This is a genomic window from Pseudomonas sp. LBUM1673, assembly GCF_059695645.1.
On record NZ_CP166780.1, the window covers coordinates 5,259,516 to 5,285,021 of the forward strand.

Below are 25,506 nucleotides of genomic sequence, written 5' to 3' on the forward strand. Positions count from 1 at the left end.
TGCCCCCACAGCACAGCGGTATAACATCACCGCAAGGAAAAATTCTCTCAATCGCCTCAAGTTGAAGGCCCCGACAACCGACACAGTGTTAATAGGGCAAATACTCCAAACAGCAGCATATCGGCCAAGCTACCGGCAAAATCCCCTGGGTTGGATTGTCCCTTTGACTGCCATCACGGGATTGCCAATACTCATGGCAACTTGACGCTACCCGCACGGAACAAGGAATAACCCTTTGAAGCTGGAACTCAAGAACAGCTTGTCGGTGAAGTTGCTCCGGGTCGTGCTCCTGTCGGCATTGATCGTCGGCGTGGTCTTGAGCTGCGCGCAGATCGTTTTCGATGCCTATAAAACACGCCAGGCCGTGGCCAACGATGCCCAGCGCATCCTCGACATGTTCCGCGACCCCTCGACCCAGGCCGTCTACAGCCTGGACCGGGAAATGGGCATGCAGGTGATCGAAGGTCTGTTTCAGGACGACGCCGTGCGCATGGCCTCCATCGGCCATCCTCACGAAGCCATGCTCGCGCAAAAAACCCGTGAGTTGCAGCATTCCAACAGCCGCTGGCTGACCGACCTGATCCTCGGCAAGGAGCGCACCTTCACCACTCAACTGGTGGGCCGCGGTCCCTACAGCGAGTACTACGGCGACCTGAGCATTACCCTCGACACCGCCACTTACGGCCAGGGCTTCATCGTCAGCTCGGTGATCATCTTCATCTCTGGCGTATTGCGCGCCTTGGCCATGAGCCTGGTGCTGTATCTGGTCTATCACTGGTTGCTGACCAAACCGCTGTCGCGGATCATCGAACACCTGACTGAGATCAACCCGGACCGGCCCAGCGCCCACAAGATTCCGCCGCTCAAAGGTCATGAGAAAAACGAACTGGGGGTCTGGATCAACACCGCCAACCAGTTGCTCGAATCCATCGAGCGCAACACTCACCTGCGCCACGAAGCGGAAAACAGCTTGCTGCGCATGGCCCAGTACGACTTCCTCACCGGCTTGCCGAACCGTCAGCAATTGCAGCAACAACTGGACAAGATCCTCGTCGACGCCGGCAAATTGCAGCGTCGGGTCGCGGTGCTGTGTGTCGGGCTCGATGACTTCAAAGGCATCAACGAACAGTTCAGCTATCAGGCCGGCGACCAGTTACTGCTGGCCCTGGCCGATCGCCTGCGGGCCCATAGCGGTCGCCTCGGCGCGCTCGCCCGCTTGGGTGGCGATCAGTTCGCACTGGTCCAGGCCGACATCGAACAACCCTACGAAGCCGCCGAACTGGCCCAAAGCATTCTCGATGATCTGGAAGCGGCGTTCGCCCTCGATCATCAGGAAATCCGCCTGCGTGCCACCATCGGCATCACCCTCTTCCCCGAGGACGGTGACAGCACCGAGAAGTTGCTGCAAAAAGCCGAGCAGACCATGACCCTGGCCAAGACTCGCTCGCGCAACCGCTATCAGTTCTATATCGCCAGCGTCGACACGGAAATGCGTCGGCGCCGCGAGCTGGAAAAAGACCTGCGCGATGCCTTGATCCGCGACCAGTTCTACCTCGTCTACCAACCGCAGATCAGCTACCGCGATCATCGCGTGGTGGGCGTCGAGGCGTTGATTCGCTGGCAGCATCCCGAGCATGGGCTGGTGCCGCCGGACCTGTTCATCCCGCTGGCCGAGCAGAACGGCACCATCATCGCCATTGGCGAATGGGTGCTGGATCAAGCCTGCAAACAATTGCGCGAGTGGCACGATCAGGGCTTCGTCGACCTGCGCATGGCGGTGAACTTGTCCACCGTGCAATTGCACCACGCCGAGTTGCCGCGGGTGGTCAATAACCTGCTGCAGATGTACCGCCTGCCGCCGCGCAGCCTGGAACTGGAAGTCACCGAAACCGGCCTGATGGAAGACATCAGCACCGCCGCCCAGCACCTGCTGAGCCTGCGTCGCTCCGGCGCGCTGATCGCCATCGACGACTTCGGCACCGGTTATTCATCACTGAGTTATCTGAAAAGTCTGCCTCTGGACAAAATCAAGATCGACAAGAGCTTCGTTCAGGACCTGCTCGATGACGACGACGATGCGACCATCGTTCGCGCCATCATCCAGTTGGGCAAGAGCCTGGGCATGCAGGTGATTGCCGAAGGTGTGGAAACCGCCGAGCAAGAGGCCTACATCATCTCCGAAGGCTGCCACGAAGGTCAGGGCTATCACTACAGCAAACCGCTGCCAGCGCGGGAATTGAGCGCCTACCTCAAACAGGCACAGCGCAGTAACGCGGCCATCCTCTGAAACAACCTTTGAAGGAGCTGGCGAAGCCCTGTGGCGAAGGGAGCTTGCTCCCGCTCGGCGGCGCAGCAGTCGCAATCAGGTTGACGCGATCCTTCTGGCAGAACCGGGTTGCAGAATTTGGGACAGCTTCGCCGTCCAGCGGGAGCAAGCTCCCTCGCCACAGGGCTTCGCCAGCTGCTACAGGTCATGTTCCTGGCATTCAGCCGCGTAAATAAGAAATATTTCCAGCTACAACCCTTTACACATAATGCGAAAGATTTGCATTATGTCGCAGTTTTGCGCGCCTCCGTGCGCGTCCAATCAATCACCGAAGCAGGATGTTTGCCATGATTCGTATGCCTCTGGCCACCGCCAGTCTGCTGGCCATCGCTATTTCCCTCGCCGGTTGCGGCGAAGGCAAAGACAAGGCTGCCGCTCCACAAGCGCCGACCCCGGCCGCCAGCACTGCTGCCCCGGCTGCGCCTGCTGCTACCGGTAAAGTCGACGAAGCCGCCGCCAAGGCTGTGGTCGCGCACTACGCCGACATCGTCTTCGCCGTTTACAGCGATGCCGAATCCACCGCGAAAACCCTGCAAGCCGCCGTCGACGCGTTCCTCGCCAAGCCGAACGCCGACACTCTCAAGGCCGCCAAGGCTGCCTGGGTCGCGGCTCGCGTGCCTTACCTGCAGAGCGAAGTGTTCCGCTTCGGCAACACCATCGTCGACGACTGGGAAGGTCAGGTGAACGCCTGGCCACTGGACGAAGGCCTGATCGACTATGTCGACAAATCCTACGAACACGCACTGGGTAACCCGGGCGCCACCGCCAACATCATCGCCAACACCAAGGTTCAGGTCGGCGAAGACAAGGTCGACGTGAAAGACATCACCCCGGAAAAACTCGCCAGCCTGAACGAGCTGGGCGGTTCCGAGGCCAACGTCGCCACCGGCTACCACGCCATCGAATTCCTGCTCTGGGGCCAGGACCTGAACGGCACCGGCCCTGGCGCCGGCAACCGTCCGGCCTCCGACTACCTGGAAGGCAAAGGCGCTACCGGCGGTCACAACGATCGTCGTCGCGCTTACCTGAAATCCGTGACCCAACTGCTGGTCAACGACCTGCAAGAAATGGTCGGTAACTGGAAGCCGAACGTGGCTGACAACTACCGCGCCACCCTGGAAGCGGAACCGGCTGAAACCGGCCTGCGCAAAATGCTGTTCGGCATGGGCAGCCTGTCTCTGGGCGAGCTGGCGGGCGAGCGCATGAAGGTTTCCCTGGAAGCCAACTCCCCGGAAGACGAACAGGATTGCTTCAGCGACAACACCCACAACTCGCACTTCTACGACGCCAAAGGCGTGCGTAACGTGTACTTGGGCGAATACACCCGCGCCGATGGCACCAAAATGACCGGCGCCAGCCTGTCGTCCCTGGTCGCCAAAGCCGACCCGGCAGCCGACACCGCGCTGAAAGCCGACCTGGCCGCCACCGAAGCCAAGCTTCAGGTCATGGTCGATCACGCCAACAAGGGTGAGCACTACGACCAACTGATCGCGGCCGGCAACACCGCTGGCAACCAGATCGTTCGCGACGCCATCGCCTCGCTGGTCAAGCAGACCGGTTCGATCGAAGCAGCTGCCGGCAAACTGGGTATCAGCGACCTGAACCCGGACAACGCTGATCACGAGTTCTGATCAACGCTGGCTGAATAAAAAGGCGACCTTCGGGTCGCCTTTTTTTGTCCCTGCCTGAATGAAATCCCTGTGGGAGCGAGCCTGCTCGCGATGGGGGAATCACAGCCAACATTGATGTTGAATGTGAAACCGCTATCGCGAGCAGGCTCGCTCCCACAGGTATTGCGCTTAGCCTGTTAGCCACGATAAACCCGCCCCACATCAACCAAACGATAATTCCTCTTATTCAAACCCCCATGCCCTGTTAGACTTTGCGCCCTTGTTTTGCTCGTCTTGCAGGATGTCCGATGCCCTCGCTGCCTCTTCGCTTGTCCGCACTGTTGCTGGCCCTGGGCCTGAGTGCCTGCGATGACGCCCCGCGTTTTACCCAGGCCGAACCCGGTGAAGCCCGCTCCGGCGGCAGCGCGACGGTGCGCAAGACCGATCAGAACTCATTCTCCCTGCCGTCCGCCAATCTGCCGCCGTCACGGCGCGTCGATTTCAGCGTCGGCAACAGTTTCTTTCGCAGCCCTTGGGTGATCGCGCCGTCGACCACCACTGCCCGCGATGGCCTTGGCCCGCTGTTCAATACCAACGCCTGCCAGAACTGCCACATCAAGGACGGCCGCGGTCATCCACCGGCGCCCGATGCGCCGAATGCGGTGTCGATGCTGGTGCGCCTGTCGATCCCCGATGCGCCGGCCTACGCCAAGGTCATCGAACAACTGGGCGTGGTGCCGGAGCCGGTCTACGGCGGCCAGTTCCAGGACATGTCGGTGCCCGGCGTCGTCCCGGAAGGCAAGGTGCGCGTCGATTACACGCCGGTCCCGGTGCGTTTCAAGGACGGCACCGAAGTCGAGTTGCGTAAACCGACCTTGCAGATCACTCAACTCGGCTACGGCCCGATGCACCCTGACACGCGTTTCTCGGCGCGCATCGCACCGCCGATGATTGGCCTGGGCTTGCTTGAGGCGATCCCTGACGAGGCCATTCTGGCCAATGCTGAGGCTCAGGTGCGAGAGAAGAACGGCATCGCCGGACGACCGAACCGGGTCTGGGACGACGCGCAGCAGAAAACCGTTCTCGGGCGATTTGGCTGGAAGGCCGGGCAACCGAACCTCAACCAACAAAACGTTCACGCGTTCTCTGGTGACATGGGCCTCACGACCAGCCTGAGACCCGTTGATGACTGCACCGACGCGCAAACCGCTTGCAAGCAGGCGCCCAACGGCAATGGCCCCGATGGCGAGCCGGAAGTCAGCGACAACATTCTGCGTCTGGTGCTGTTCTATAGCCGTAACCTCGCGGTGCCGGCCCGTCGCGATGTCGGCACGCCGCAAGTACTGGCCGGCAAGAATCTGTTTTTCCAGGCGGGATGCCAGTCCTGCCACACCCCGAAATACACCACCGCCGCCAACGCCGCGGAACCTGAATTGGCCAATCAAGTGATTCGCCCTTACAGCGACCTGCTGCTGCATGACATGGGCGACGGCTTGGCCGACAACCGCAGCGAATTCCAGGCCAGTGGCCGCGATTGGCGCACGCCGCCGTTGTGGGGCATCGGCCTGACGCAGGCGGTCAGCGGCCACACCCAGTTTTTGCATGACGGCCGCGCCCGTAACGTGCTCGAAGCCGTGCTCTGGCATGGCGGCGAGGCGAAGGCGGCGCAGCAACAGGTTTTGTCTTTCAATGCCGAGCAGCGCGCGGCGTTGCTGGCGTTTTTGAATTCCCTTTAATACGTATTCCTTCAGCGGGAGCCCGACATGTTCCGTCCCAAATTGTTGTTCACCAGCCTTGCTGCCCTCGCCCTGGGCGCCTGTTCGCCCCAGGATCCGCAAGCGGTCACGTCAGCGGCCATCGCCAAGCAAGTGATCCTGCCGACCTACAGCCGCTGGGTCGAAGCCGACCGGCAACTGGCAGTCAGCGCCCTGGCGTTCTGCCAAGGCAAGGAAACCCTGGACACCGCCCGCGCCGACTTCCTGCACGCGCAGAAAGCCTGGGCCGAGTTGCAACCGCTGCTGATCGGGCCGCTGGCCGAAGGCAACCGTTCGTGGCAGGTGCAGTTCTGGCCGGACAAGAAAAACCTCGTGGGCCGTCAGGTCGAGCAACTGGTGACCGCGCAACCGCAGATCGATGCCGCCGCCCTGACCAAATCCAGCGTTGTGGTTCAAGGGCTCTCGGCCTATGAATACATCCTGTTCGACAGCAAGATCGACATGGCCGACAGCGCGCAGAAAGCCAAATACTGCCCGCTGCTGACCGCCATTGGCGAACGCCAGCAGCAACTGGCCGAAGAGATCCTGTCGCGCTGGAACACCAACGACGGCATGCTCGCGCAGATGAGTAAATTCCCGAACCAGCGCTACGCCGACTCCCACGAAGCGATCGCCGATCTGCTGCGCGTGCAAGTGACTGCACTGGACACCCTGAAGAAAAAACTCGGCACACCGATGGGCCGTCAGAGCAAGGGCACGCCACAGCCGTTCCAGGCCGATGCCTGGCGCAGCCAATCGTCGCTGCAAGGCCTGCAAGCGAGCCTGAGCGCGGCGCAAACCGTCTGGGTCGGTGTCGACAACAAAGGCCTGCGCGGTCTGTTGCCGAGCGAGCAGAAACCCTTGGCCGACAAGATCGACGCGGCCTACGCAGCGGCCCTGAAATTGTTCACCAGCAACCAGCGCTCGCTGACCGACATGCTCACCGACGATGCCGGGCGCCAGCAGCTCAACGCGATCTACGACAGCCTCAACGTTGTCCATCGCCTGCACGAAGGCGAGCTGGCCAAGGCGCTGGGCATCCAACTGGGCTTCAACGCCAACGACGGTGACTGATGAGGGCAAGTGCCATGCTGCGACGCCAGGCTCTGACGTTAGGGAGTTTGCTGCTGGGTGCGGTGACACTGGGCGGCTGGACGCTGTTCAAGCAAAAGGACAAAAGCCCGCTGCTGCTCTCGGCGCGGGACGATACCGACGGCAAGCACTACGCCGTCGGTTATCGGCTCGATGGCACCCGGGTATTTGCCACCCAGGTCGGCCAGCGCTGCCACGACATCATCAACCACCCGACGCTGCCGATAGCGCTGTTCGTCGCCCGGCGTCCGGGCACCGAGAGTTACCTGATCGACCTGCGCGACGGCACGCTGCTGCAAACCGTGGTTTCGCAACCGAACCGGCACTTCTACGGTCACGCGGTGATTCACAAGGACGGCGACTGGCTGTACGCCACCGAGAACGACACCGCCGATCCGGGTCGTGGCTTGCTGGGTGTGTATAAGTTCGAAGGTGAGCGACTTATCCACAGCGGCGAGATACCCACCCACGGCGTCGGCCCGCATCAGGTGTCATGGATGCCCGACGGCGAAACCCTGGTGGTGGCCAACGGCGGGATTCGCACCGAGGCCGAAAGCAGGGTCGAGATGAACCTCAATGCGATGGAACCGAGCCTGGTGCTGATGCAACGCGACGGCACATTGTTGAGCAAGGAAACCCTCGCCCAACAGATGAACAGCGTGCGGCACCTGGGTATCGCCAGCGACGGCACCATCGTCGCCGGCCAGCAGTTCATGGGGGCTGCTCACGAGCCATCGGAGCTGCTGGCGATCAAGCGTCCCGGCCAGCCATTCGTGGCGTTTCCGGTGCCCGAGCATCAGTTGCAGGCCATGGGGCATTACACCGCCAGCGTCGCCGTGCACAGCGAACTGCGTCTGGTCGCCCTGACCGCACCGCGGGGCAACCGCTTTTTTATCTGGGACCTGGACAGCGGTGAAGTACGCCTGGATGCACCGCTTCCCGATTGCGCCGGTGTCGGGGCCGTGGCCGATGGTTTTGTCGTGACCTCGGGTCAAGGACGATGCCGGTACTACGATTGCCGCCAGACAACCCTTGTTGCAAAACCTTTGGAGTTGCCTGCGGGGCTCTGGGACAACCACCTTCATCTGCTCTGAACACGTGACCTGTAGCAGCTGGCGCAGCCTGCGTTCGGCTGCGCAGCAGTCGTGAAATCAGGCGCCGCGATGTGCCAGGAACACCGAGGCGTCAGGATTTGCGTCTGCTGCGCAGCCGAACGCAGCCTTCGGCAGCTGCTACAGTTGGAATCGCCGTCGCAGTGGGAGTAATGTGCCCGCCTGTCTTACCTGATTTTCTCCAAGGAAATGGAAATATGCTGCGCCGCCGCATGCTGATCATGTTGGGTGTTGTCCTGCTAATCGTGCTGGTCCTGGCCGGTTACAAAGCCTTCTCCATCTACACGATGATGCAGGGTTTTTCCGCACCGAAACCGCCGATAAGTGTCGCCGTGGCCACCGCCACCGAACGTCCGTGGCAAAGCCGTTTGCCGACGGTTGGCACCCTCACCGCACTGCAAGGGGTCGACCTGAGCCTGGAGATCGCCGGCACCGTCAAGGAAGTGCAGTTCGAGTCCGGGCAGAAGGTCAAGGCCGGTCAGCCGATCCTGCAACTCGACACCGCCGTGGAAACCGCCCTGCTGGCAACCGCCCAAGCCGACCTGGGACTGGCGCAACTGGATTACGGTCGCGGCAGCCAATTGGTGGGCAGCCAGGCTATTTCCAAAGGTGAGTTCGACCGACTCTCGGCGGTGTTGCAAAAGAGCCGGGCCACGGTCAATCAGCTCAAGGCGGCACTGGAGAGAAAACGCATCCTCGCCCCGTTCAGCGGGACCATCGGCATTCGTCAGGTAGACGTCGGCGACTACGTGGCCAGCGGCACGATGATCGCCACCCTGCAAGACCTCAGCAGCCTCTACGTCGACTTCTTTGTGCCCGAACAATCGGTGCCGAAAATCGCCCTCGGCCAACCGGTACAGATCACCGTCTCGGCCTACCCGACACAGAATTTCCCCGGGACCATCAGTGCAATCAACCCGAAGGTCGAGAGCAGCACCCGCAACGTGCTGGTGCGCGCAACCCTGGCCAACCCCGATGGCAAACTGCTGCCGGGGATGTTCGCCAGCCTGCAGGTGATGTTGCCTGATCCGCAGCCACGCATCGTCGTGCCGGAAAGCGCAATCACCTACACCCTTTATGGCAACTCGCTGTACGTCGTCGCGCAGAAAAAGGCCGAAGACGGCAGCTTCGAAAAAGACGACAAAGGCGAGCCGGTTCTGATCGCCGAACGACGCTTCGTCGAAACCGGCGAACGCCGCGACGGGATGGTCATGATCACCAAAGGCGTACAGAACGGCGAAAAAGTGGTCACAGGTGGCCAGATCAAACTGGACCACGGCGCGCACATTGCCATCAGCGACGACAAGACCCTAGCCGAGAAGAGCAGTCAGCCGCGCGCTGACTGATCAAGGAACCCCCATGGCTTTTACCGATCCGTTCATCCGCCGCCCGGTGCTCGCCACCGTGGTCAGCCTGTTGATTGTGCTACTGGGCTTCCAGGCCTGGAACAAGTTGCCGCTGCGCCAATACCCGCAAATGGAAAACGCCCTGATCACGGTGACCACCGCTTACCCCGGGGCCAACGCCGAAACCATCCAGGGCTACATCACCCAACCGATGCAGCAGAGCCTGGCCAGCGCCGAGGGCATCGACTACATGACCTCGGTCAGTCGCCAGAACTTCTCGGTGATCTCGATCTACGCGCGCATCGGTTCCAACAGCGATCGCCTGTTCACCGAACTGCTGGCCAAGGCCAACGAGGTGAAGAATCAGCTGCCCCAGGACGCCGAAGACCCGGTGCTGAGCAAGGAAGCCGCCGACGCCTCGGCGCTGATGTACATCAGCTTCTTCAGCAAGGAGCTGAGTAACCCGCAGATCACCGACTACCTGTCACGGGTCATCCAGCCGAAACTGGCGACCCTGCCGGGTATGGCCGAAGCCGAGATTCTCGGCAACCAGGTGTTCGCCATGCGCCTGTGGCTGGACCCGGTGAAGCTCGCCGGTTTCGGCCTGAGCGCCAGCGATGTGACCAACGCCGTGCGCCAGTACAACTTCCTCTCCGCGGCCGGCGAAGTGAAAGGCGAGTACGTGGTCACCAGCATCAACGCCAACACCGAACTCAAATCCGCCGAGGCCTTTGGCGCGATCCCGCTCAAGGTCGAGGGCGACAGTCGCGTGTTGCTGCAGGACGTGGCGCGGGTCGAGATGGGCGCGGAGAACTACAACTCCGTCAGTTCCTTCGGCGGCACGCCCTCGGTGTACATCGGCATCAAGGCCACGCCCGGCGCCAACCCGCTGGACGTGATCAGGGAAGTGCGCAAGATCATGCCGGAGCTGGAAGCCCAGCTGCCGCCGAACCTGAAAGGCGAAATCGCTTACGACGCCACGCTGTTCATCCAGGCCTCCATCGACGAAGTGGTGAAAACCCTGTTCGAAGCGGTGCTGATCGTGATCGTGGTGGTGTTCCTGTTCCTCGGCGCCCTGCGCTCGGTGGTGATCCCGGTGGTCACCATTCCGCTGTCGATGATCGGCGTGATGTTCTTCATGCAGATGATGGGCTACTCGATCAACCTGCTGACCTTGCTGGCGATGGTGTTGGCCATCGGGCTGGTGGTGGACGACGCCATCGTGGTGGTGGAAAACATTCACCGGCACATTGAAGAAGGCAAGACGCCACTGGATGCGGCCATCGAGGGTGCCCGGGAAATCGCCATGCCGGTGGTGTCGATGACCATTACCCTGGCGGCAGTCTATGCGCCGATCGGTTTTCTGACCGGTCTGACGGGCGCCTTATTCAAGGAGTTCGCCCTGACCCTGGCCGGGGCGGTGGTGATCTCTGGCGTCGTCGCCCTGACGCTGTCGCCGATGATGTGCGCCCTGCTGCTGCGCCACGATGAAAACCCCAGCGGCCTGGCCCATCGCCTGGACGTGATCTTCGAAGGCCTCAAGCGCCGCTACCAGAGTGTGCTTCATGGCACCCTCAACACCCGGCCGGTGGTGCTGGTGTTCGCAGTGATCGTGCTGTGCCTGATTCCGGTGCTGCTCAAGTTCACCAAGTCGGAACTGGCGCCGGACGAAGACCAGGGCATCATCTTCATGATGGCCAGCGCCCCGCAGACGGCTAACCTCGACTACCTGAACACCTACACCGACGAGTTCCTCACGATTTTCAAGGAGTTTCCCGAGTACTACTCCTCGTTCCAGATCAACGGCTTCAACGGTGTGCAATCGGGGATCGGCGGCTTCCTGCTCAAACCCTGGAACGAACGCAGCCGGACCCAAATGCAGCTCCTGCCCGAGGTCCAGGGCAAGCTGGAGAGTATTCCCGGGTTACAAATCTTCGGCTTCAACCTCCCATCTCTGCCGGGCACCGGCGAAGGCATGCCGTTTCAGTTCGTGATCAACTCGGCCAACACCTATGAGTCGTTGTTGGAAGTGACGGACCGGGTGAAAAAAAGAGCGATGGAATCCGGCAAGTTCGCTTTCGTCGACGTCGACCTGGCCTTCGACAAACCCGAAGTCGTGGTGGATATCGATCGGGCCAAGGCCGCACAAATGGGCGTGTCGATGCAGGACCTGGGCGGGACCCTGGCGACGTTGCTGGGCGAAGCGGAGATCAACCGTTTCACCATCGAAGGTCGCAGCTACAAAGTCATTGCGCAGGTGGAACGGCCCTTCCGGGATAACCCCGACTGGCTGAACCATTATTACGTCAAGAACACCAAGGGCGAATTGCTGCCCCTGTCGACCCTGATCACCATCACCGACCGCGCGCGGCCGCGCCAGTTGAACCAATTCCAGCAACTCAACTCGGCGATTCTTTCCGGGGTCCCGCTGGTCAGCATGGGTGAAGCCATCGACACCGTGCGCCAGATCGCTCGGGAAGAAGCGCCGGCGGGTTATGCCGTCGACTATGCCGGTGCATCACGGCAATACGTTCAGGAAGGCAGCGCGCTGTGGGTCACCTTTGCCCTGGCGCTGGCGATCATTTTCCTGGTGTTGGCTGCCCAGTTCGAAAGCTTCCGCGATCCGCTGGTGATTCTGGTGACCGTACCGCTGTCGATCTGCGGTGCGCTGATCCCGTTGTTCCTTGGCTGGTCGAGCATGAACATCTATACCCAGGTGGGGCTGGTGACGTTGATCGGGCTGATCAGCAAGCACGGGATCCTGATCGTCGAGTTCGCCAACCAATTACGCAAGGAAAAAGGGCTGTCGCCTCGCGAAGCGGTGGAGGAAGCGGCAGCCATTCGCCTGCGTCCGGTGTTGATGACCACGGCGGCGATGGTGTTCGGCATGGTGCCGTTGATCATCGCCACAGGCGCGGGGGCTGTCAGCCGGTTCGACATCGGCACGGTGATCGCGACGGGAATGTCGATCGGGACGCTGTTCACGTTGTTCGTGCTGCCATGCATCTACACATTGCTGGCCAAACCCGACAAACCTGAAGAACACCCATAAACCTGTGGGAGATTCTATGTAGCCTTCAATCCTATGGGCGACGTAGAACCAATGTGGGAGCGGGCTTGCTCGCGAAGGCGGTGTGTCATTCAGCATTTATGTTGACTGTCACACCGCCTTCGCGAGCAAGCCCCCACATTGGATTTAGGGTGAGCTGTCTAGTCCTGAAACAGGTGTAAACCTTATTCAGGACGCGACAAGCCAATAAAAAAGGCCTCGCATGTGCGAGGCCTTTTATTTGGGCTTCAATCTGTTCAACTCTGCGGCCTCAGTCCCTGAGAAAGTCCGAACATGAACAGTAACAAGTCATGATCAGGTTGAGTGGCCACGGGGGCTTTCACTACCCGGGGCAACGGACGATGCACATCACCGTGCACTGAACTGAGGACTTGTGTGCGGGGCTGCTCCCAGGCCACCACCGCCAATGAAGCAACTGCCAAGGCTCCTGCCAAAAACACACCTCGTGCAATTTCAACTTTCATTGTCATAAGCCTTTGATAGCGCTGCCAAACGCCGTCTCATAAAAGTAGACGAGTTTTTTCCAGTCCGTATCGCTGAATGACGAGTGGCGGCGCAGTTGCTTCAGATCATGGGCCGCTGCGCGACGGGCGGTCAAACGCTGCCGACCTTTCTCCAGATCTATCAAGGCTATTTCGACCTTGGCCGACTCGCCTTCACCGATGACCCGCACGAATACATGTTTGATGTAGAGGCAGCTGTGCTGCCAACGGCCCTTGTGCATGCGAGCCAGGTTGCCGGCCAGTTCCTTCAACACGCGATCGTGCACCGCCTCACCATGACGCTCGCGGCCGCCGCCCGCGTACCAGTGTACGATTTCCTCGAAGCCGTCCAGCGATTTGGTGACCAGCAATGCGCGCCATTTATGCACGGGGTCGCGCTGTGCACCGCAGAAAACGATGTCTGGAACACGAACGTCGAGCAGGCGCAGACCGATGAGCGCATCGCGCTCGCGCAATACCGTCGGCCGACCGAACGGGTGCAACCAGCTGCGATAGATATGCCCGGTTTGACGTTTGGCGTAGAGCAGCTGTCCATCACTGCCCATAACGCGCTGCACACCACTTTCTCCACCGCGACGGACGTTGGGCTCTTCTACCCATTCACCGCGCAGGTTCCAGAAGTGGTCGAAGCGGTCCTGAGAAGTAACTTCCGTTTGTGCCATACATTGCCCTGCCATCCTGCTACCTCTTGCGTAATACGTAGACTCGCCACATGGCATAGAGCGGTAAAAAGTCCAGTTGCTCCTGGATACGGAAACCCGCCTGCTCGAATTCCTTTTCAACCGTGGCGGTCGGTAACACAAATCGATTCTGGTAACCCTCCTGCCCACGCCGTTTCTCGGCGCGCTTGCGTTTCCATGCCTTGAAATTGCCGTCCACCCATAATGAAACAATCACGCTGTCGCGGGTGACGCGCTCGAATTCGCGCAGAATGGCCCGTCGATGCTCGGCTTCACCGATGTGATGGAGCAAACGCATGCAGAAAATGCTGTCGACGGCGTTATCGGGCAAGGCAATGTCGAATGCAGAAGTGTGCAAGGGTTGTACCCGCTTTACCACCTCGGCGGGTTGCGCCTGCATGGCAATCTTCAGCATGGACTGCGAGTTGTCTGCTCCGATGATGACACGATTGTGTTTTTCCGCCAGCAGCGGCCAGAAACGCCCCGCGCCGCAGGGCAAATCGAGGACCAGACCAGGCTCACCGGCCAGCGTCAGCGCTTTTCGCGCCAGTTGCTCGTCACGCCAGTGGGACAGTCGGCGGCCGAGCCCTTCCTGATGCTTGCGCAAATATTTTTGAGCATGTTGATCGTCGTATTTTTCGGAAAAATCGAGTTTGATCGGGGCCGCCATCACTGCAATCTCCTGAACTTCTGATGACAACCACCTTAGGTAGCGCCGCGTCAGTGTCAGGTCATGAGTTTGTGAAAAATTCGTCATGTAAAACCCCGAATTATTTCGAGGTTTTACATGGCCGCAAAGAAAGACCGAAGCCCACTCACCGCTATTGCTGATTCAATTCCACCTGAAAACGACAGCCATTGGGTTCCATGTTCGTCAGGCTGACGTTCCAGCCCTGGTTCTCGCAAATCCGCTGTACCAGCGACAGCCCCAACCCCAGGCCTTCGCCGCGTTTTTCGTTGCCGCGCACGAAAGGCTCGAACATCGCCTCGCGTTTTTCCTCAGGAATGCCCACACCACTGTCCTCGACCACGAACCCCGTGTCCGTCAGGGTCAGGCGGATAAACCCGTGCTCGGTGTAATGCAGCGCATTACGCAACAGGTTGCCCATCACCGCGTGCAGGAGGGTCGCGTTATAGCAGGTATCCGGCGGATTGCCCGGCTCAAAGTTCAGCGTCAGGCCCTTGGCTTCGATCGGCTCGCGCCATTGGCAGAGCAGTCCGTCGGCCACCTGGCTCAGGGTCTGCTGGGGGGCCATGCTGGCGTCTTCATGTTGAGCGCGCGCCAGCATGAGGAAGGTTTGCACCAGCTCGCGCATTTCGGCACACGCACGGGCGATTCGCTCGACCTGGGCACGGCCGCGCTGATCGATGCCAGGGTTTTCCAGCAACAGCTCACAGGAACTGGCCAACACCATCAACGGCGTGCGCAGCTCGTGGCTGACGTCACTGGTGAACAATCGCTCACGGGTCAAGGCCTGACGCAAGCGCCCGAGGGTGGCGTCGAAGGCCACGGCCAGTTCGCCCACTTCATCGGCGGCATAGTCCGGAGCCAGTGGCGGTGCCAGGCCCAGCAGCTGATCGCGATGACGCACCTGACGGGCCAGTCGCACCACCGGCGCCATCACTTTGCGCGCCAGTACCCAGCCCAGAAATACCGCCAATGCCAGGCTCAGCACGAAACCCACCAGCACCACGGCAAACAGCACCCGCTCACGCTCTTCGAAATCGCTCTGGTCCTGCATCAGCACGTAACGCCGACCGTCAACGATTTCGACCATCGCGTGATACGACAGCTGCTCGCGAAAGACTTCATGAAAGCCCGAGTCCAGGTGCCGCAAATCCTTGGGCAATTCGAAGTCGCCCGGCCCGCCGCTGAAATAGAACAGCTGGTCCGGCTCGGGGCGGTGGCTCCAGTCCGACACGCTGTCCATCAGCAACAGGCGTTGCAAATCGCCGCCCAGACCTGCCGAGATCAGTTTTTCTTCCACCAGGTGCACGGTCGCCACAATGCCCATGGCGAAGGCTCCCGCCACCAGTGCGCTCATCAACGCAAAGGCGATGATGATCCGTTGAGCAAGGCTCTGCTTAAACTCCATCACGGCCCTCGGCCAAGCGATAACCGACGCCATGCACCGTGTGCAGCAAGGGCTTGTCGAACGGCTTGTCGATCACCTGACGCAGTTGATGGACGTGGCTGCGCAGGCTGTCGCTGTCCGGGCAGTCATCGCCCCACAGGGCCTCTTCAAGAACTTCCCGGCGCAGCACATGCGGGCTTTTCTGCATCAACACGGCCAGCAACTTCAGGCCGACCGGGTTGAGTTTCAGCAGACGGCCTTCGCGCGTCACCTCCAGAGTATCGAGGTCGTAGCTCAGATCGCCGACCTGCAAGGCACGGCGACCGCCTCCCTGGGCACGGCGCATGACCGCCTCGATCCGCGCTGCCAGTTCGGACAGGGCAAAGGGTTTGATCAGGTAGTCGTCAGCACCGGATTTGAAGCCTTGTAAACGGTCATCCAGTTGATCGCGCGCAGTGAGCATGATCACTGGCGTGTCGCGGCGAGCGTCTTCGCGCAGGCGTTTGCACAGGGTGTAGCCGTCGATGCCGGGCAGCATGATGTCGAGCACGATCAAGTCGTAATGCTCGGTCGCCGCCAGATGCAGGCCTGACAAACCATCCTGCGCGCAATCCACGGTGTAACCTTTGAGCCCCAGATAATCGGCCAGATTGGCCAGGATATCGCGGTTATCTTCAACCAATAGAATTCGCATCGGCACCTCCTCCGTACACAGTAACGGCTGTCTTGGCGCGCAGCTTAAGGCCAAGTGTGGCTCAGGGATAGGGTGGCGTGTTGTTTGTAAATCCGACAAAAAAGGCCTGAGACGGCCTTAACAACTTTTTCACCATCGATTCACAGGTTGACGACAGCGGCGTGTTCAGACTCCGCGCGGTTGCGCTGTTCAGAACACTTTACTCACCAAGGAATTGCCATGGTTTCGACCGCTGTCCGCCCCGCTTCCAGGCCACTGAACGTCTGGCTGTGCCTGGGAGTGCCCGCCATTGCGGCGATCACCCTTCTGCTGCTCGAACTGACGTCCCTGGACATGGACCTGGCCAGACGGTTCTATGATCCGGTCGTCGGCGAATTCGTCGGGCGGCACAGTTATTTCCTGGAAAACATCCTGCATGACCGAGCCAAGCAAGTGGTCATTGCCTTTTCTGTGTTCGCCATCCTGGGCTTCATTGGCTCCTTTTTCATGGAAAGGCTCAAACCGTTCAAACGTGAACTGGGTTGTCTGGTGATGTCTCTGGCGCTGGCAACCTCCTTCGTCACCCCGATCAAAGCGGTGACGGCGGTGCAATGCCCATGGAGCCTGGAACAATTCGGCGGCCACGAAACCTACAGCGAACTGCTCAGCCCTCGCCCGCACACCGACAAGCCAGGCCGCTGCTGGCCCGGTGGTCATGCGGCGACCGGCTTCACGTTGTTTGCGTTGTTCTTTGTGTTGCGTGATCGACGTCCGCGGCTGGCGCGCAAGGCGTTTGTCTTCGCCTTCGCGTTGGGTTCGGTGTTTTCCATCAGCCGGATGATGCAGGGCGCGCACTTCTTCTCGCACAACGTATGGACGGCGATTTTCTGCTGGCTGATTTGTCTGGGGGCGTATTACTACATCCTCTATCGACCGGCCTCCAAGGCAGATCGTGTGACCGAGACAGAACCGGTCGGCGCCTGAACACAGATCCAGTGTGGGAGCGGGCTTGCTCGCGAAGGCGGCTTAACATTCACCGAAGATGTTGAATGTCGGACCGCTTTCGCGGTGCAAGCCCGCTCCCACAGGGGGCCGATGAAGATCCCACGATTGGGACAAACTCCGGGCAATAAAAAACCCCGCCGGCTCAACACAGGCGGGGTTTTCGTACAGGGTAAGGCTGGCTTACATCATGCCGCCCATGCCGCCCATACCGCCCATGTCTGGCATGCCGCCGCCAGCTGGGCCGTCTTCCTTGATCTCGGCGATCATGGCTTCGGTGGTGATCATCAGGCTGGCAATCGACGAAGCCGCTTGCAGAGCCGAACGAGTCACTTTGGCCGGGTCCAGGATACCCATTTCGATCATGTCGCCGTATTCGCCGGTAGCAGCGTTGTAACCGTAGTTACCCGAACCCTGCTTGACCTTGTCTACAACTACGCTTGGCTCGTCGCCGGAGTTGGCAACGATCTGACGCAGTGGCGCTTCAACAGCGCGACGCAGCAACTGGATGCCAACGTTCTGGTCATCGTTGTCGCCTTTCAGCTCGGAGATTGCCTGCAGAGCGCGAACCAGTGCCACGCCGCCGCCAGGTACCACGCCTTCTTCAACGGCTGCACGGGTAGCGTGCAGGGCGTCTTCAACGCGGGCTTTCTTCTCTTTCATTTCAACTTCGGAACCAGCACCAACCTTGATCACTGCAACGCCGCCGGACAGCTTGGCCAGACGCTCTTGCAGTTTTTCACGGTCGTAGTCCGAAGAAGTGTCGGCCACTTGCTGACGGATCTGCAGAACGCGAGCCTGGATGTCAGCCTCAACGCCGGCACCGTCGATCACGGTGGTGTTTTCTTTGGACAGGATCACGCGCTTGGCATTACCCAGGTGTTCCAGGGTAGTGCTTTCCAGGCTCAGACCGATCTCTTCGGAGATAACGGTACCGCCAGTCAGAACAGCGATGTCCTGCAGCATGGCCTTGCGACGGTCGCCGAAGCCTGGAGCCTTGACGGCTGCGACTTTAACGATGCCACGCATGTTGTTCACGACCAGAGTCGCCAGGGCTTCGCCTTCAACGTCTTCAGCCACGATCAGCAGTGGACGGCCGGCTTTGGCAACGGCTTCCAGTACTGGCAGCATTTCGCGGATGTTGGAGATCTTTTTGTCGACCAGCAGGATCAGCGGACCGTCCAGCTCGGCAGTCATGGTCTCTGGCTTGTTGACGAAGTACGGGGACAGGTAGCCGCGGTCGAACTGCATGCCTTCAACAACCGACAGTTCGTTTTCCAGGCCCGAGCCTTCTTCAACGGTGATCACGCCTTCTTTACCGACTTTTTCCATGGCTTCGGCAATGATGTCGCCGATGGAGCTGTCGGAGTTGGCCGAGATGGTGCCGACCTGAGCGATGGCCTTGGTGTCAGCGCAAGGCTTGGACAGGGCTTTGAGCTCTTTGACGATCGCGATGGTCGCTTTGTCGATACCGCGCTTCAGGTCCATCGGGTTCATGCCGGCAGCGACGGCTTTCAGGCCTTCGTTGACGATCGATTGAGCCAGAACGGTAGCGGTGGTGGTGCCGTCGCCTGCGTCATCGTTGGCACGGGAGGCAACGTCTTTGACCAGCTGCGCGCCCATGTTTTCGAAGCGATCTTTCAGCTCGATTTCTTTGGCAACGGAAACGCCGTCCTTGGTGATGGTCGGAGCGCCGAAGCTCTTCTCGATGATAACGTTACGGCCTTTAGGGCCCAGGGTCGCTTTTACTGCGTCAGCCAGGACGTTGACACCGGCGAGCATTTTCTTGCGGGCGGAATCGCCGAATTTAACTTCTTTAGCAGCCATGATCGATATTCCTTAAATACTTTGTAGTAACGGGAAAATGAGCGGGGAATCAGCCTTCGATGACAGCGAGGATTTCGCTCTCGCCGATGACCAGCAGGTCTTCGCCGTCAACTTTCACAGTGTTGCTGCCGGAGTAAGGGCCGAACACAACCTTGTCACCCACTTTCACGGCCAGCGCACGCACTTCACCGTTGTCCAGTGCTTTACCTGGGCCTACAGCGAGGACTTCACCCTGGTTTGGCTTTTCAGCAGCCGAACCTGGCAGGACGATACCGCCAGCGGTTTTCTTTTCTTCTTCGCTGCGACGGACGACGACGCGGTCATGCAGAGGACGAAGCTTCATTGTCGATCTCTCCTAATTGTGGTTTTCATCGGCCGGTGTAGTCCCGGCGGGTTTAACAAATCCGGCGGTGCCGGGTGCGGTTCGTCGAGCGAACCGCGGAAGTCTGTCTGGCGCAATTGCCAGAAACCTTGCGGTGACCGTTACATAAGGGCGCATAAGCTTATTTCAAGGGCGGGGAGCGAAAATTTTTATGTCGATGCCCTGAAAACGAACACGGCACCCGAAGGTGCCGTGGCGATGGAAGTGTTACTTGGCGTCGCGGTGCTCGAACTCGCCTTCGATCACGTTAGGCTCACGGCCCAGCGGCTGCTGCGGAACGGGACCGCCCCGTGGCTGAAGGTCGTCGGCGAACGCACGCTGACGGATCGCCGCTTCTTCGGCGCGCTGGCGCATTTTATTGGCCAGCAGACGACGAGAGATCGGCAGCAGCATGATCAAACCCAGCACGTCAGTGACGAAGCCCGGCAGGATCAACAGACCGCCCGCCAGGGCCAGCATCAAACCTTCAAGCATGGTCTGGGCCGGCAGCTCGCCGCGGTTCAGGCTTTCACGAGCACGCAGTGCAGTTGCCAGACCAGCGATGCGCAGCACGAACACGCCGAGCATCGAGCCGAGAATGACCAGCAGCAGGGCCGGGAAAAACCCGATTGCCCCACTGACCTTGACGAATACGAACAGCTCCAACACCGGGAACAGTACAAAGAGCAATAAAAAAGGGCGCATCAAATGGTTCCTCAACGCAAGAATGCCTTGCCAGTCTTCCCTAGATGACGTCGCCGTTTCGTGAATTCAAGCGTCGGCCACTTCATTTTTCGGCCAATGCTCGGCGTGGGCCAGGAAAACCAAGGCTTCCCGGACTTGTGTCGGCGTATTACAGGGCGTTTGAAACGGCAGCCAGTAGAGTCCCTGACCGATGCGCAAGTGCATGCCTTCGGTGTCGATACCGACCAATTGCGCCGGCGCGATTTTCGGCAGGCCCGCCAGGTCGACGTAGTGGGCGATGGCTTTGGCGTGATCGGCATTCATGTGCTCGACCATACTCACTTCGGCCTTGCCGGCGAACGGGTTGGCGAGGGTCAGTTGATCGACCCAGTGAATCGCGCCGAAGCCGCCGATGTAGCGGTGCCGTACCGGTTTAAGCACCCAGAAGTCGAAATCGTGGGCCTTGTGATAGTTCTGCGAGTCCGGGAAATAGCGGTAGTAACGCGCGGCTGCCGCATCGATGGCAGCCGTGCCCTGGAGCTTTTCCGCCTCGGCGAGGTAAGTCAGGCGACCAACGGCTTGTACGTCTTCGGCCTCACGCTCACCCACCAGCAGCGAGCATTTCGGATCTTTCTGCAGGTTGTGAGTGTGCTGAGCGATGCGGCTGATAAGGATCAGCGGCCGGCCGTGCTCGTCCAGGCAGTACGGAACCACAGAGCCAAACGGAAAACCGGGCATCGCCTTGGAGTGCGTCGAGAGCACTCCACGGTATTCCTTGAGAAGCAATTCTCGGGCATGCTTAGCCACTACAACGCTCAATTTATGACTCCTTATATAGAATCCGTCGAAAAAACGGACAGGCGCCTGGGTTAAAGTTCCAGCACGCCATAGGGGCAGTTCTCATGTGCAGCCAGGCCACATCAGGCTCAGATCGAGAGGCCCTCTAGAAGGAGAACCACTCCGATCCGCTATGGGGCTATGCGAATGCAACTCACTGACAAAGTAATCATTATCACCGGCGGTTGCCAGGGTTTAGGCCGTTCCATGGCCGAGTATCTTGCAGGTCTTGGCGCGAAACTGGCGCTGGTGGACCTGAACCAGGAAAAGCTCGATACCACCGTCGCGGCTTGCAAGGCTAAGGGTGTCGAGGCCCGAGCCTACCTGTGCAACGTCGCCGATGAAGAGCAAGTGACCCATATGGTCGCCCAGGTGGCCGACGATTTCGGCGCGATTCATGGCCTGATCAACAATGCCGGCATTCTGCGCGACGGCCTGCTGCTGAAGGTCAAGGACGGCGAAATGACCAAGATGAGCCTGGCCCAATGGCAGTCAGTGATCGACGTCAATCTGACCGGCGTGTTCCTGTGCACCCGTGAAGTCGCGGCAAAAATGGTCGAGCTGAAAAACAGCGGCGCGATCATCAATATCTCGTCGATTTCGCGCGCCGGCAACGTCGGCCAGACCAACTACTCCGCCGCCAAGGCCGGTGTTGCCGCGGCAACCGTGACCTGGGCCAAGGAACTGGCGCGCTACGGCATTCGCGTGGCGGGCATTGCGCCGGGCTTCATCGAAACCGAGATGACCCTGAGCATGAAACCGGAAGCGTTGGAGAAAATGACTTCCGGGATTCCGCTCAAGCGCATGGGCAAACCCGAAGAGATCGCCCAGTCGGCGGCCTACATTTTCGAGAACGACTACTACACCGGTCGGATTCTGGAATTGGATGGCGGGTTGCGCATCTAAGGGGCAACACAAAACAAATGTGGGAGCGGGCTTGCTCGCGAATGCGGTGTGTCATTCAACAGATAAGTTGACTGATCTACCGCCTTCGCGAGCAAGCCCGCTCCCACATTGGATCGCATTTCTTCAGCGAATCAATCGTCGCTGACGGTGATGTTCGGCATCGCCGGCATCAAAGCTTCCTGCAACACAATCCGTGCGCCGACATGGCGGGCCAGTTCCTGGTAAACCATCGCAATCTGGCTGTCAGGCTCGGCGATCACCGTTGGCTTGCCGCCATCGGCCTGTTCGCGGATCAGCATCGACAGTGGCAACGAAGCCAATAGTTCGACACCGTACTGGGTGGCCAGCTTCACACCACCACCCTCACCGAACAGATGCTCGGCATGCCCGCAGTTGGAGCAGATGTGCACGGCCATGTTCTCCACCACGCCCAGCACCGGGATATTGACCTTGCGGAACATCTCCACGCCCTTGCGCGCGTCCAGCAACGCCAGATCCTGTGGGGTGGTCACGATCACCGCACCGGCCACCGGGACTTTCTGCGCCAGGGTCAGCTGGATGTCGCCGGTGCCTGGCGGCATGTCGATGACCAGGTAATCCAGGTCGCCCCAGGCCGTTTGCGTGACCAGTTGCAACAGCGCACCGGAAACCATCGGTCCGCGCCAGACCATCGGCGTGTTGTCGTCGGTCAGGAAGGCCATGGACATCACTTCGACGCCGTGGGATTGGATCGGGATGAACCACTTCTGATCCTTGACCGTTGGTCGGGTGCCTTCAGGGATGCCGAACATGATGCCCTGGCTCGGGCCGTAGATGTCCGCGTCGAGAATCCCGACCCTGGCACCTTCACGAGCCAGCGCCAGCGCCAGGTTGGCGGCGGTGGTGGATTTGCCCACGCCCCCCTTGCCGGACGCCACGGCCACGACGTTCTTGACGTTGGCCAACCCCGGAATCTGCGCCTGGGCCTTGTGCGCGGCGATCACACTGGTGATCTCGACGCGCGCGGTGACCACGCCGTCCAGGCCTTCGATGGCTAATTGCAGCAACTGCGCCCAGCCACTCTTGAACAGACCGGCGGCGTAACCCAGCTCCAGCTGGACACTGACGCGATCGCCCTGAATATCGATGCTGCGCACGCACCCGGCGCTGACCGGGTCCTGGTTCAGGTAAGGGTCGGTGTATTGACGAAGGACGGCTTCCACCGCTGCGCGATTGACGGCGCTCATGGGCAACTCCGATAGCTAGACTTGAAAATCAGGCGGGTATCCTAACCGTTCTACATCATAGACGGCATGCTCCACGATGATTTGTGGCAAACACATCCCTGTGGCTGGAGAGCGTCCCTGTGGCGAGGGGGCTTGCCCCCGTTGGGTCGCGCAGCGGCCCCCTGCAATCTGTCAGCCCGACCGAGTTGTCTGGATTCACGACTGCTTCGCAGCCGAACGGGGGCAAGCCCCCTCGCCACAGGGGTGAAAAATATGCGCCGGCGCTTTATAGTGGCCGACCTCCGTTTCATCAAGTAGCCGAGCCCCATGTCCGAGCCACGCAAGATCCTCGTCACCAGCGCCCTGCCCTATGCCAATGGTTCGATCCACCTCGGCCATATGTTGGAATACATCCAGACCGATATGTGGGTGCGTTTCCAGAAGCATCGCGGTAATCAATGCATTTATGTCTGCGCCGACGACGCTCACGGTTCGGCCATCATGCTGCGCGCGGAAAAGGAAGGCATCACCCCGGAACAACTGATCGCCAACGTCCAGGCTGAACACAGCGCCGACTTTGCCGAATTCCTGGTGGACTTCGACAACTTCCACTCCACTCACGCCGAAGAAAACCGTGAGCTGTCGAGCCAGATCTACCTGAAGCTGCGCGACGCCGGGCACATCGCCACGCGTTCGATCACTCAGTACTTCGACCCGGAAAAGAAAATGTTCCTGGCCGACCGCTTCATCAAGGGCACTTGCCCGAAATGCGGCACCGAAGACCAGTACGGCGACAACTGCGAAAAATGCGGTGCGACCTACGCGCCGACCGACCTCAAAGATCCGAAGTCGGCAATCTCCGGCGCCACGCCAGTGCTCAAGGACTCCCAGCACTTCTTCTTCAAACTGCCGGACTTCCAGGAAATGCTGCAAGCCTGGACCCGCAGCGGCACCCTGCAAGATGCCGTGGCCAACAAGATCGCCGAATGGCTGGACGCCGGCCTGCAACAGTGGGACATCTCCCGCGATGCGCCGTATTTCGGTTTCGAGATCCCCGACGAGCCGGGCAAATACTTCTACGTATGGCTGGACGCACCGATCGGCTACATGGCCAGCTTCAAGAACCTCTGCGCCCGCAAGCCGGAACTGGACTTCGACGCGTTCTGGGGCAAGGATTCCACCGCCGAGCTGTACCATTTCATCGGCAAGGACATCGTCAACTTCCACGCCCTGTTCTGGCCCGCCATGCTCGAAGGCGCCGGGTTCCGTAAACCGACCGGCATCAACGTACACGGCTACCTGACCGTCAACGGCCAGAAGATGTCCAAGTCCCGCGGCACGTTCGTCAAGGCCCGGACCTACCTGGATCACCTGTCGCCGGAATACCTTCGCTACTACTACGCCGCCAAGCTGGGCCGTGGCGTCGATGACCTGGACCTGAACCTCGAAGACTTCGTGCAGAAGGTCAACTCCGACCTGGTCGGCAAAGTCGTCAACATCGCCAGCCGTTGCGCCGGTTTCATCCATAAAGGCAATGGTGGCGTGCTGGTCGCCGGCAACGCCGCGCCGGAACTGACCGATGCCTTTTTGGCCGCAGCGCCAAGCATTGCCGATGCTTATGAGTCTCGCGACTTTGCCCGCGCCATGCGCGAAATCATGGGTCTGGCCGACCGTGCCAATGCCTGGATCGCCGACAAGGCGCCGTGGTCACTGAACAAACAGGAAGGCAAGCAGGATGAAGTCCAGGCCATTTGCGCCCTGGGCATCAACCTGTTCCGCCAATTGGTGATTTTCCTCAAACCGGTGCTGCCGTTGCTGGCCGCCGATGCCGAGGCGTTCCTGAACGTCGCACAGCTGACCTGGAACGACCACGCCACCTTGCTCAGCAACCATCAGCTGAACGAGTTCAAACCGTTGATGACCCGCATCGACCCAGTAAAAGTGCAAGCCATGACCGACGCCTCGAAAGAAGACCTGACCGCCAGCGCAACCGACACCGGCGAAGCTGCACCCGTCGGCAACGGTGAACTGGCCAAGGATCCGCTGTCGCCAGAGATCGAGTTCGACACCTTTGCCGCTGTCGACCTGCGCGTGGCGCTGATCCTCAAGGCCGAAGCAGTGGAAGGTGCCGACAAACTGCTGCGCCTGACCCTGGACATCGGTGACGAGCAACGCAACGTGTTCTCCGGCATCAAGAGCGCCTACCCGGACCCGTCCAAGCTCAATGGTCGCCTGACCATGATGATCGCCAATCTCAAGCCCCGCAAAATGAAATTCGGGATCTCCGAAGGCATGGTGATGGCGGCCGGCCCTGGCGGTGAAGAAATCTACCTGCTGAGCCCCGACAGCGGCGCCAAGCCAGGTCAGCGCATCAAGTAAGGTTCTGCGGTAACTCGATCCCACAGTCGTGCCCGGCGCGACTGTGGGATTTTCATGTCTGGCC

At 60.1% G+C, this 25,506-nt stretch carries 20 protein-coding genes; 10 read left to right on the forward strand and 10 right to left on the reverse strand.

Annotation, left to right across the window (positions count from 1 at the left end; all coding sequences use genetic code 11):
* The first annotated feature begins 235 nt into the window (after positions 1 to 235).
* The 7 genes from ACA044_RS24145 (at position 236) to ACA044_RS24175 (ending at position 12,292) form a co-directional block, all read left to right on the forward strand.
* A complete protein-coding gene (locus ACA044_RS24145; protein WP_497443603.1) occupies positions 236 to 2,287 on the forward strand; it encodes a putative bifunctional diguanylate cyclase/phosphodiesterase in 2,052 nt (683 codons plus the stop codon).
* 326 nt (positions 2,288 to 2,613) lie between these two features.
* Positions 2,614 to 3,957: an imelysin family protein gene (locus ACA044_RS24150; protein ID WP_497443604.1), complete on the forward strand. Its 1,344-nt coding sequence runs from the start codon at positions 2,614 to 2,616 to the stop codon at positions 3,955 to 3,957.
* A gap of 287 nt (positions 3,958 to 4,244) precedes the next feature.
* Complete coding sequence (locus ACA044_RS24155; RefSeq protein WP_497443605.1) at positions 4,245 to 5,672, forward strand: di-heme oxidoreductase family protein; 1,428 nt, start codon at positions 4,245 to 4,247, stop codon at positions 5,670 to 5,672.
* Between the two features lie 27 nt (positions 5,673 to 5,699).
* Positions 5,700 to 6,764, forward strand: coding sequence for an imelysin family protein (locus tag ACA044_RS24160; RefSeq protein ID WP_497443606.1), 1,065 nt, complete (start codon positions 5,700 to 5,702; stop codon positions 6,762 to 6,764).
* A 14-nt stretch (positions 6,765 to 6,778) separates the two neighbouring features.
* Entirely contained in the window at positions 6,779 to 7,876 is a 1,098-nt protein-coding gene (locus ACA044_RS24165) for a DUF1513 domain-containing protein (protein WP_497443607.1), read from the forward strand.
* Positions 7,877 to 8,091: 215 nt separating this feature from the next.
* Positions 8,092 to 9,240, forward strand: a complete 1,149-nt coding sequence (locus ACA044_RS24170; protein WP_497443608.1) for an efflux RND transporter periplasmic adaptor subunit — start codon at positions 8,092 to 8,094, stop codon at positions 9,238 to 9,240.
* Between the two features lie 13 nt (positions 9,241 to 9,253).
* Entirely contained in the window at positions 9,254 to 12,292 is a 3,039-nt protein-coding gene (locus ACA044_RS24175) for a multidrug efflux RND transporter permease subunit (protein ID WP_497443609.1), read from the forward strand.
* 254 nt (positions 12,293 to 12,546) lie between these two features.
* Here ACA044_RS24175 and ACA044_RS24180 read toward each other — a convergent pair whose 3' ends face one another.
* The 5 genes from ACA044_RS24180 to colR all read right to left on the reverse strand — a co-directional run bounded on the left by ACA044_RS24180 (position 12,547) and on the right by colR (position 16,262).
* On the reverse strand, positions 12,547 to 12,774 hold the full coding sequence (locus ACA044_RS24180) for a hypothetical protein (protein WP_497443610.1): 228 nt from the start codon (positions 12,772 to 12,774) through the stop codon (positions 12,547 to 12,549).
* A 2-nt stretch (positions 12,775 to 12,776) separates the two neighbouring features.
* A complete protein-coding gene (locus ACA044_RS24185) occupies positions 12,777 to 13,490 on the reverse strand; it encodes a lipopolysaccharide kinase InaA family protein (protein ID WP_497443611.1) in 714 nt (237 codons plus the stop codon).
* Positions 13,491 to 13,494: 4 nt separating this feature from the next.
* A complete protein-coding gene (locus ACA044_RS24190) occupies positions 13,495 to 14,163 on the reverse strand; it encodes a class I SAM-dependent methyltransferase (RefSeq protein WP_497447295.1) in 669 nt (222 codons plus the stop codon).
* A 151-nt stretch (positions 14,164 to 14,314) separates the two neighbouring features.
* Positions 14,315 to 15,589: a sensor histidine kinase gene (locus ACA044_RS24195; protein WP_497443612.1), complete on the reverse strand. Its 1,275-nt coding sequence runs from the start codon at positions 15,587 to 15,589 to the stop codon at positions 14,315 to 14,317.
* The gene (colR, locus tag ACA044_RS24200) at positions 15,579 to 16,262 is read right to left on the reverse strand and encodes a two-component system response regulator ColR (protein ID WP_008069526.1); all 684 of its coding nucleotides are present in this window, start codon (positions 16,260 to 16,262) and stop codon (positions 15,579 to 15,581) included. Before colR ends, ACA044_RS24195 begins: the two co-directional genes overlap by 11 nt.
* A 219-nt stretch (positions 16,263 to 16,481) precedes the next feature.
* Here colR and ACA044_RS24205 point away from each other — a divergent pair, with 219 nt between their 5' ends.
* The gene (locus tag ACA044_RS24205) at positions 16,482 to 17,225 is read left to right on the forward strand and encodes a phosphatase PAP2 family protein (protein WP_497443613.1); all 744 of its coding nucleotides are present in this window, start codon (positions 16,482 to 16,484) and stop codon (positions 17,223 to 17,225) included.
* A 201-nt stretch (positions 17,226 to 17,426) separates the two neighbouring features.
* On the opposite strand, the gene groL is transcribed toward ACA044_RS24205, so the two are convergent.
* The 4 genes from groL to ACA044_RS24225 form a co-directional block, all read right to left on the reverse strand.
* A complete protein-coding gene (gene groL, locus ACA044_RS24210; RefSeq protein ID WP_008155543.1) occupies positions 17,427 to 19,070 on the reverse strand; it encodes a chaperonin GroEL in 1,644 nt (547 codons plus the stop codon).
* 49 nt (positions 19,071 to 19,119) lie between these two features.
* Positions 19,120 to 19,413 carry a co-chaperone GroES gene (locus ACA044_RS24215; protein WP_007898444.1) on the reverse strand — a complete coding sequence of 98 codons (294 nt, stop codon included), beginning with the start codon at positions 19,411 to 19,413 and terminating at the stop codon, positions 19,120 to 19,122.
* Positions 19,414 to 19,659: 246 nt separating this feature from the next.
* Positions 19,660 to 20,136, reverse strand: a complete 477-nt coding sequence (locus tag ACA044_RS24220) for an FxsA family protein (protein ID WP_497443614.1) — start codon at positions 20,134 to 20,136, stop codon at positions 19,660 to 19,662.
* Positions 20,137 to 20,202: 66 nt separating this feature from the next.
* The gene (locus tag ACA044_RS24225) at positions 20,203 to 20,934 is read right to left on the reverse strand and encodes a HugZ family pyridoxamine 5'-phosphate oxidase (RefSeq protein WP_497443615.1); all 732 of its coding nucleotides are present in this window, start codon (positions 20,932 to 20,934) and stop codon (positions 20,203 to 20,205) included.
* Positions 20,935 to 21,099: 165 nt separating this feature from the next.
* Here ACA044_RS24225 and ACA044_RS24230 point away from each other — a divergent pair, with 165 nt between their 5' ends.
* On the forward strand, positions 21,100 to 21,858 hold the full coding sequence (locus tag ACA044_RS24230) for an SDR family oxidoreductase (protein WP_497443616.1): 759 nt from the start codon (positions 21,100 to 21,102) through the stop codon (positions 21,856 to 21,858).
* A 131-nt stretch (positions 21,859 to 21,989) separates the two neighbouring features.
* On the opposite strand, the gene apbC is transcribed toward ACA044_RS24230, so the two are convergent.
* On the reverse strand, positions 21,990 to 23,084 hold the full coding sequence (gene apbC / locus ACA044_RS24235; protein WP_497443617.1) for an iron-sulfur cluster carrier protein ApbC: 1,095 nt from the start codon (positions 23,082 to 23,084) through the stop codon (positions 21,990 to 21,992).
* A 306-nt stretch (positions 23,085 to 23,390) separates the two neighbouring features.
* Here apbC and metG point away from each other — a divergent pair, with 306 nt between their 5' ends.
* On the forward strand, positions 23,391 to 25,442 hold the full coding sequence (gene metG / locus ACA044_RS24240) for a methionine--tRNA ligase (RefSeq protein ID WP_497443618.1): 2,052 nt from the start codon (positions 23,391 to 23,393) through the stop codon (positions 25,440 to 25,442).
* Positions 25,443 to 25,506 lie beyond the last annotated feature (64 nt).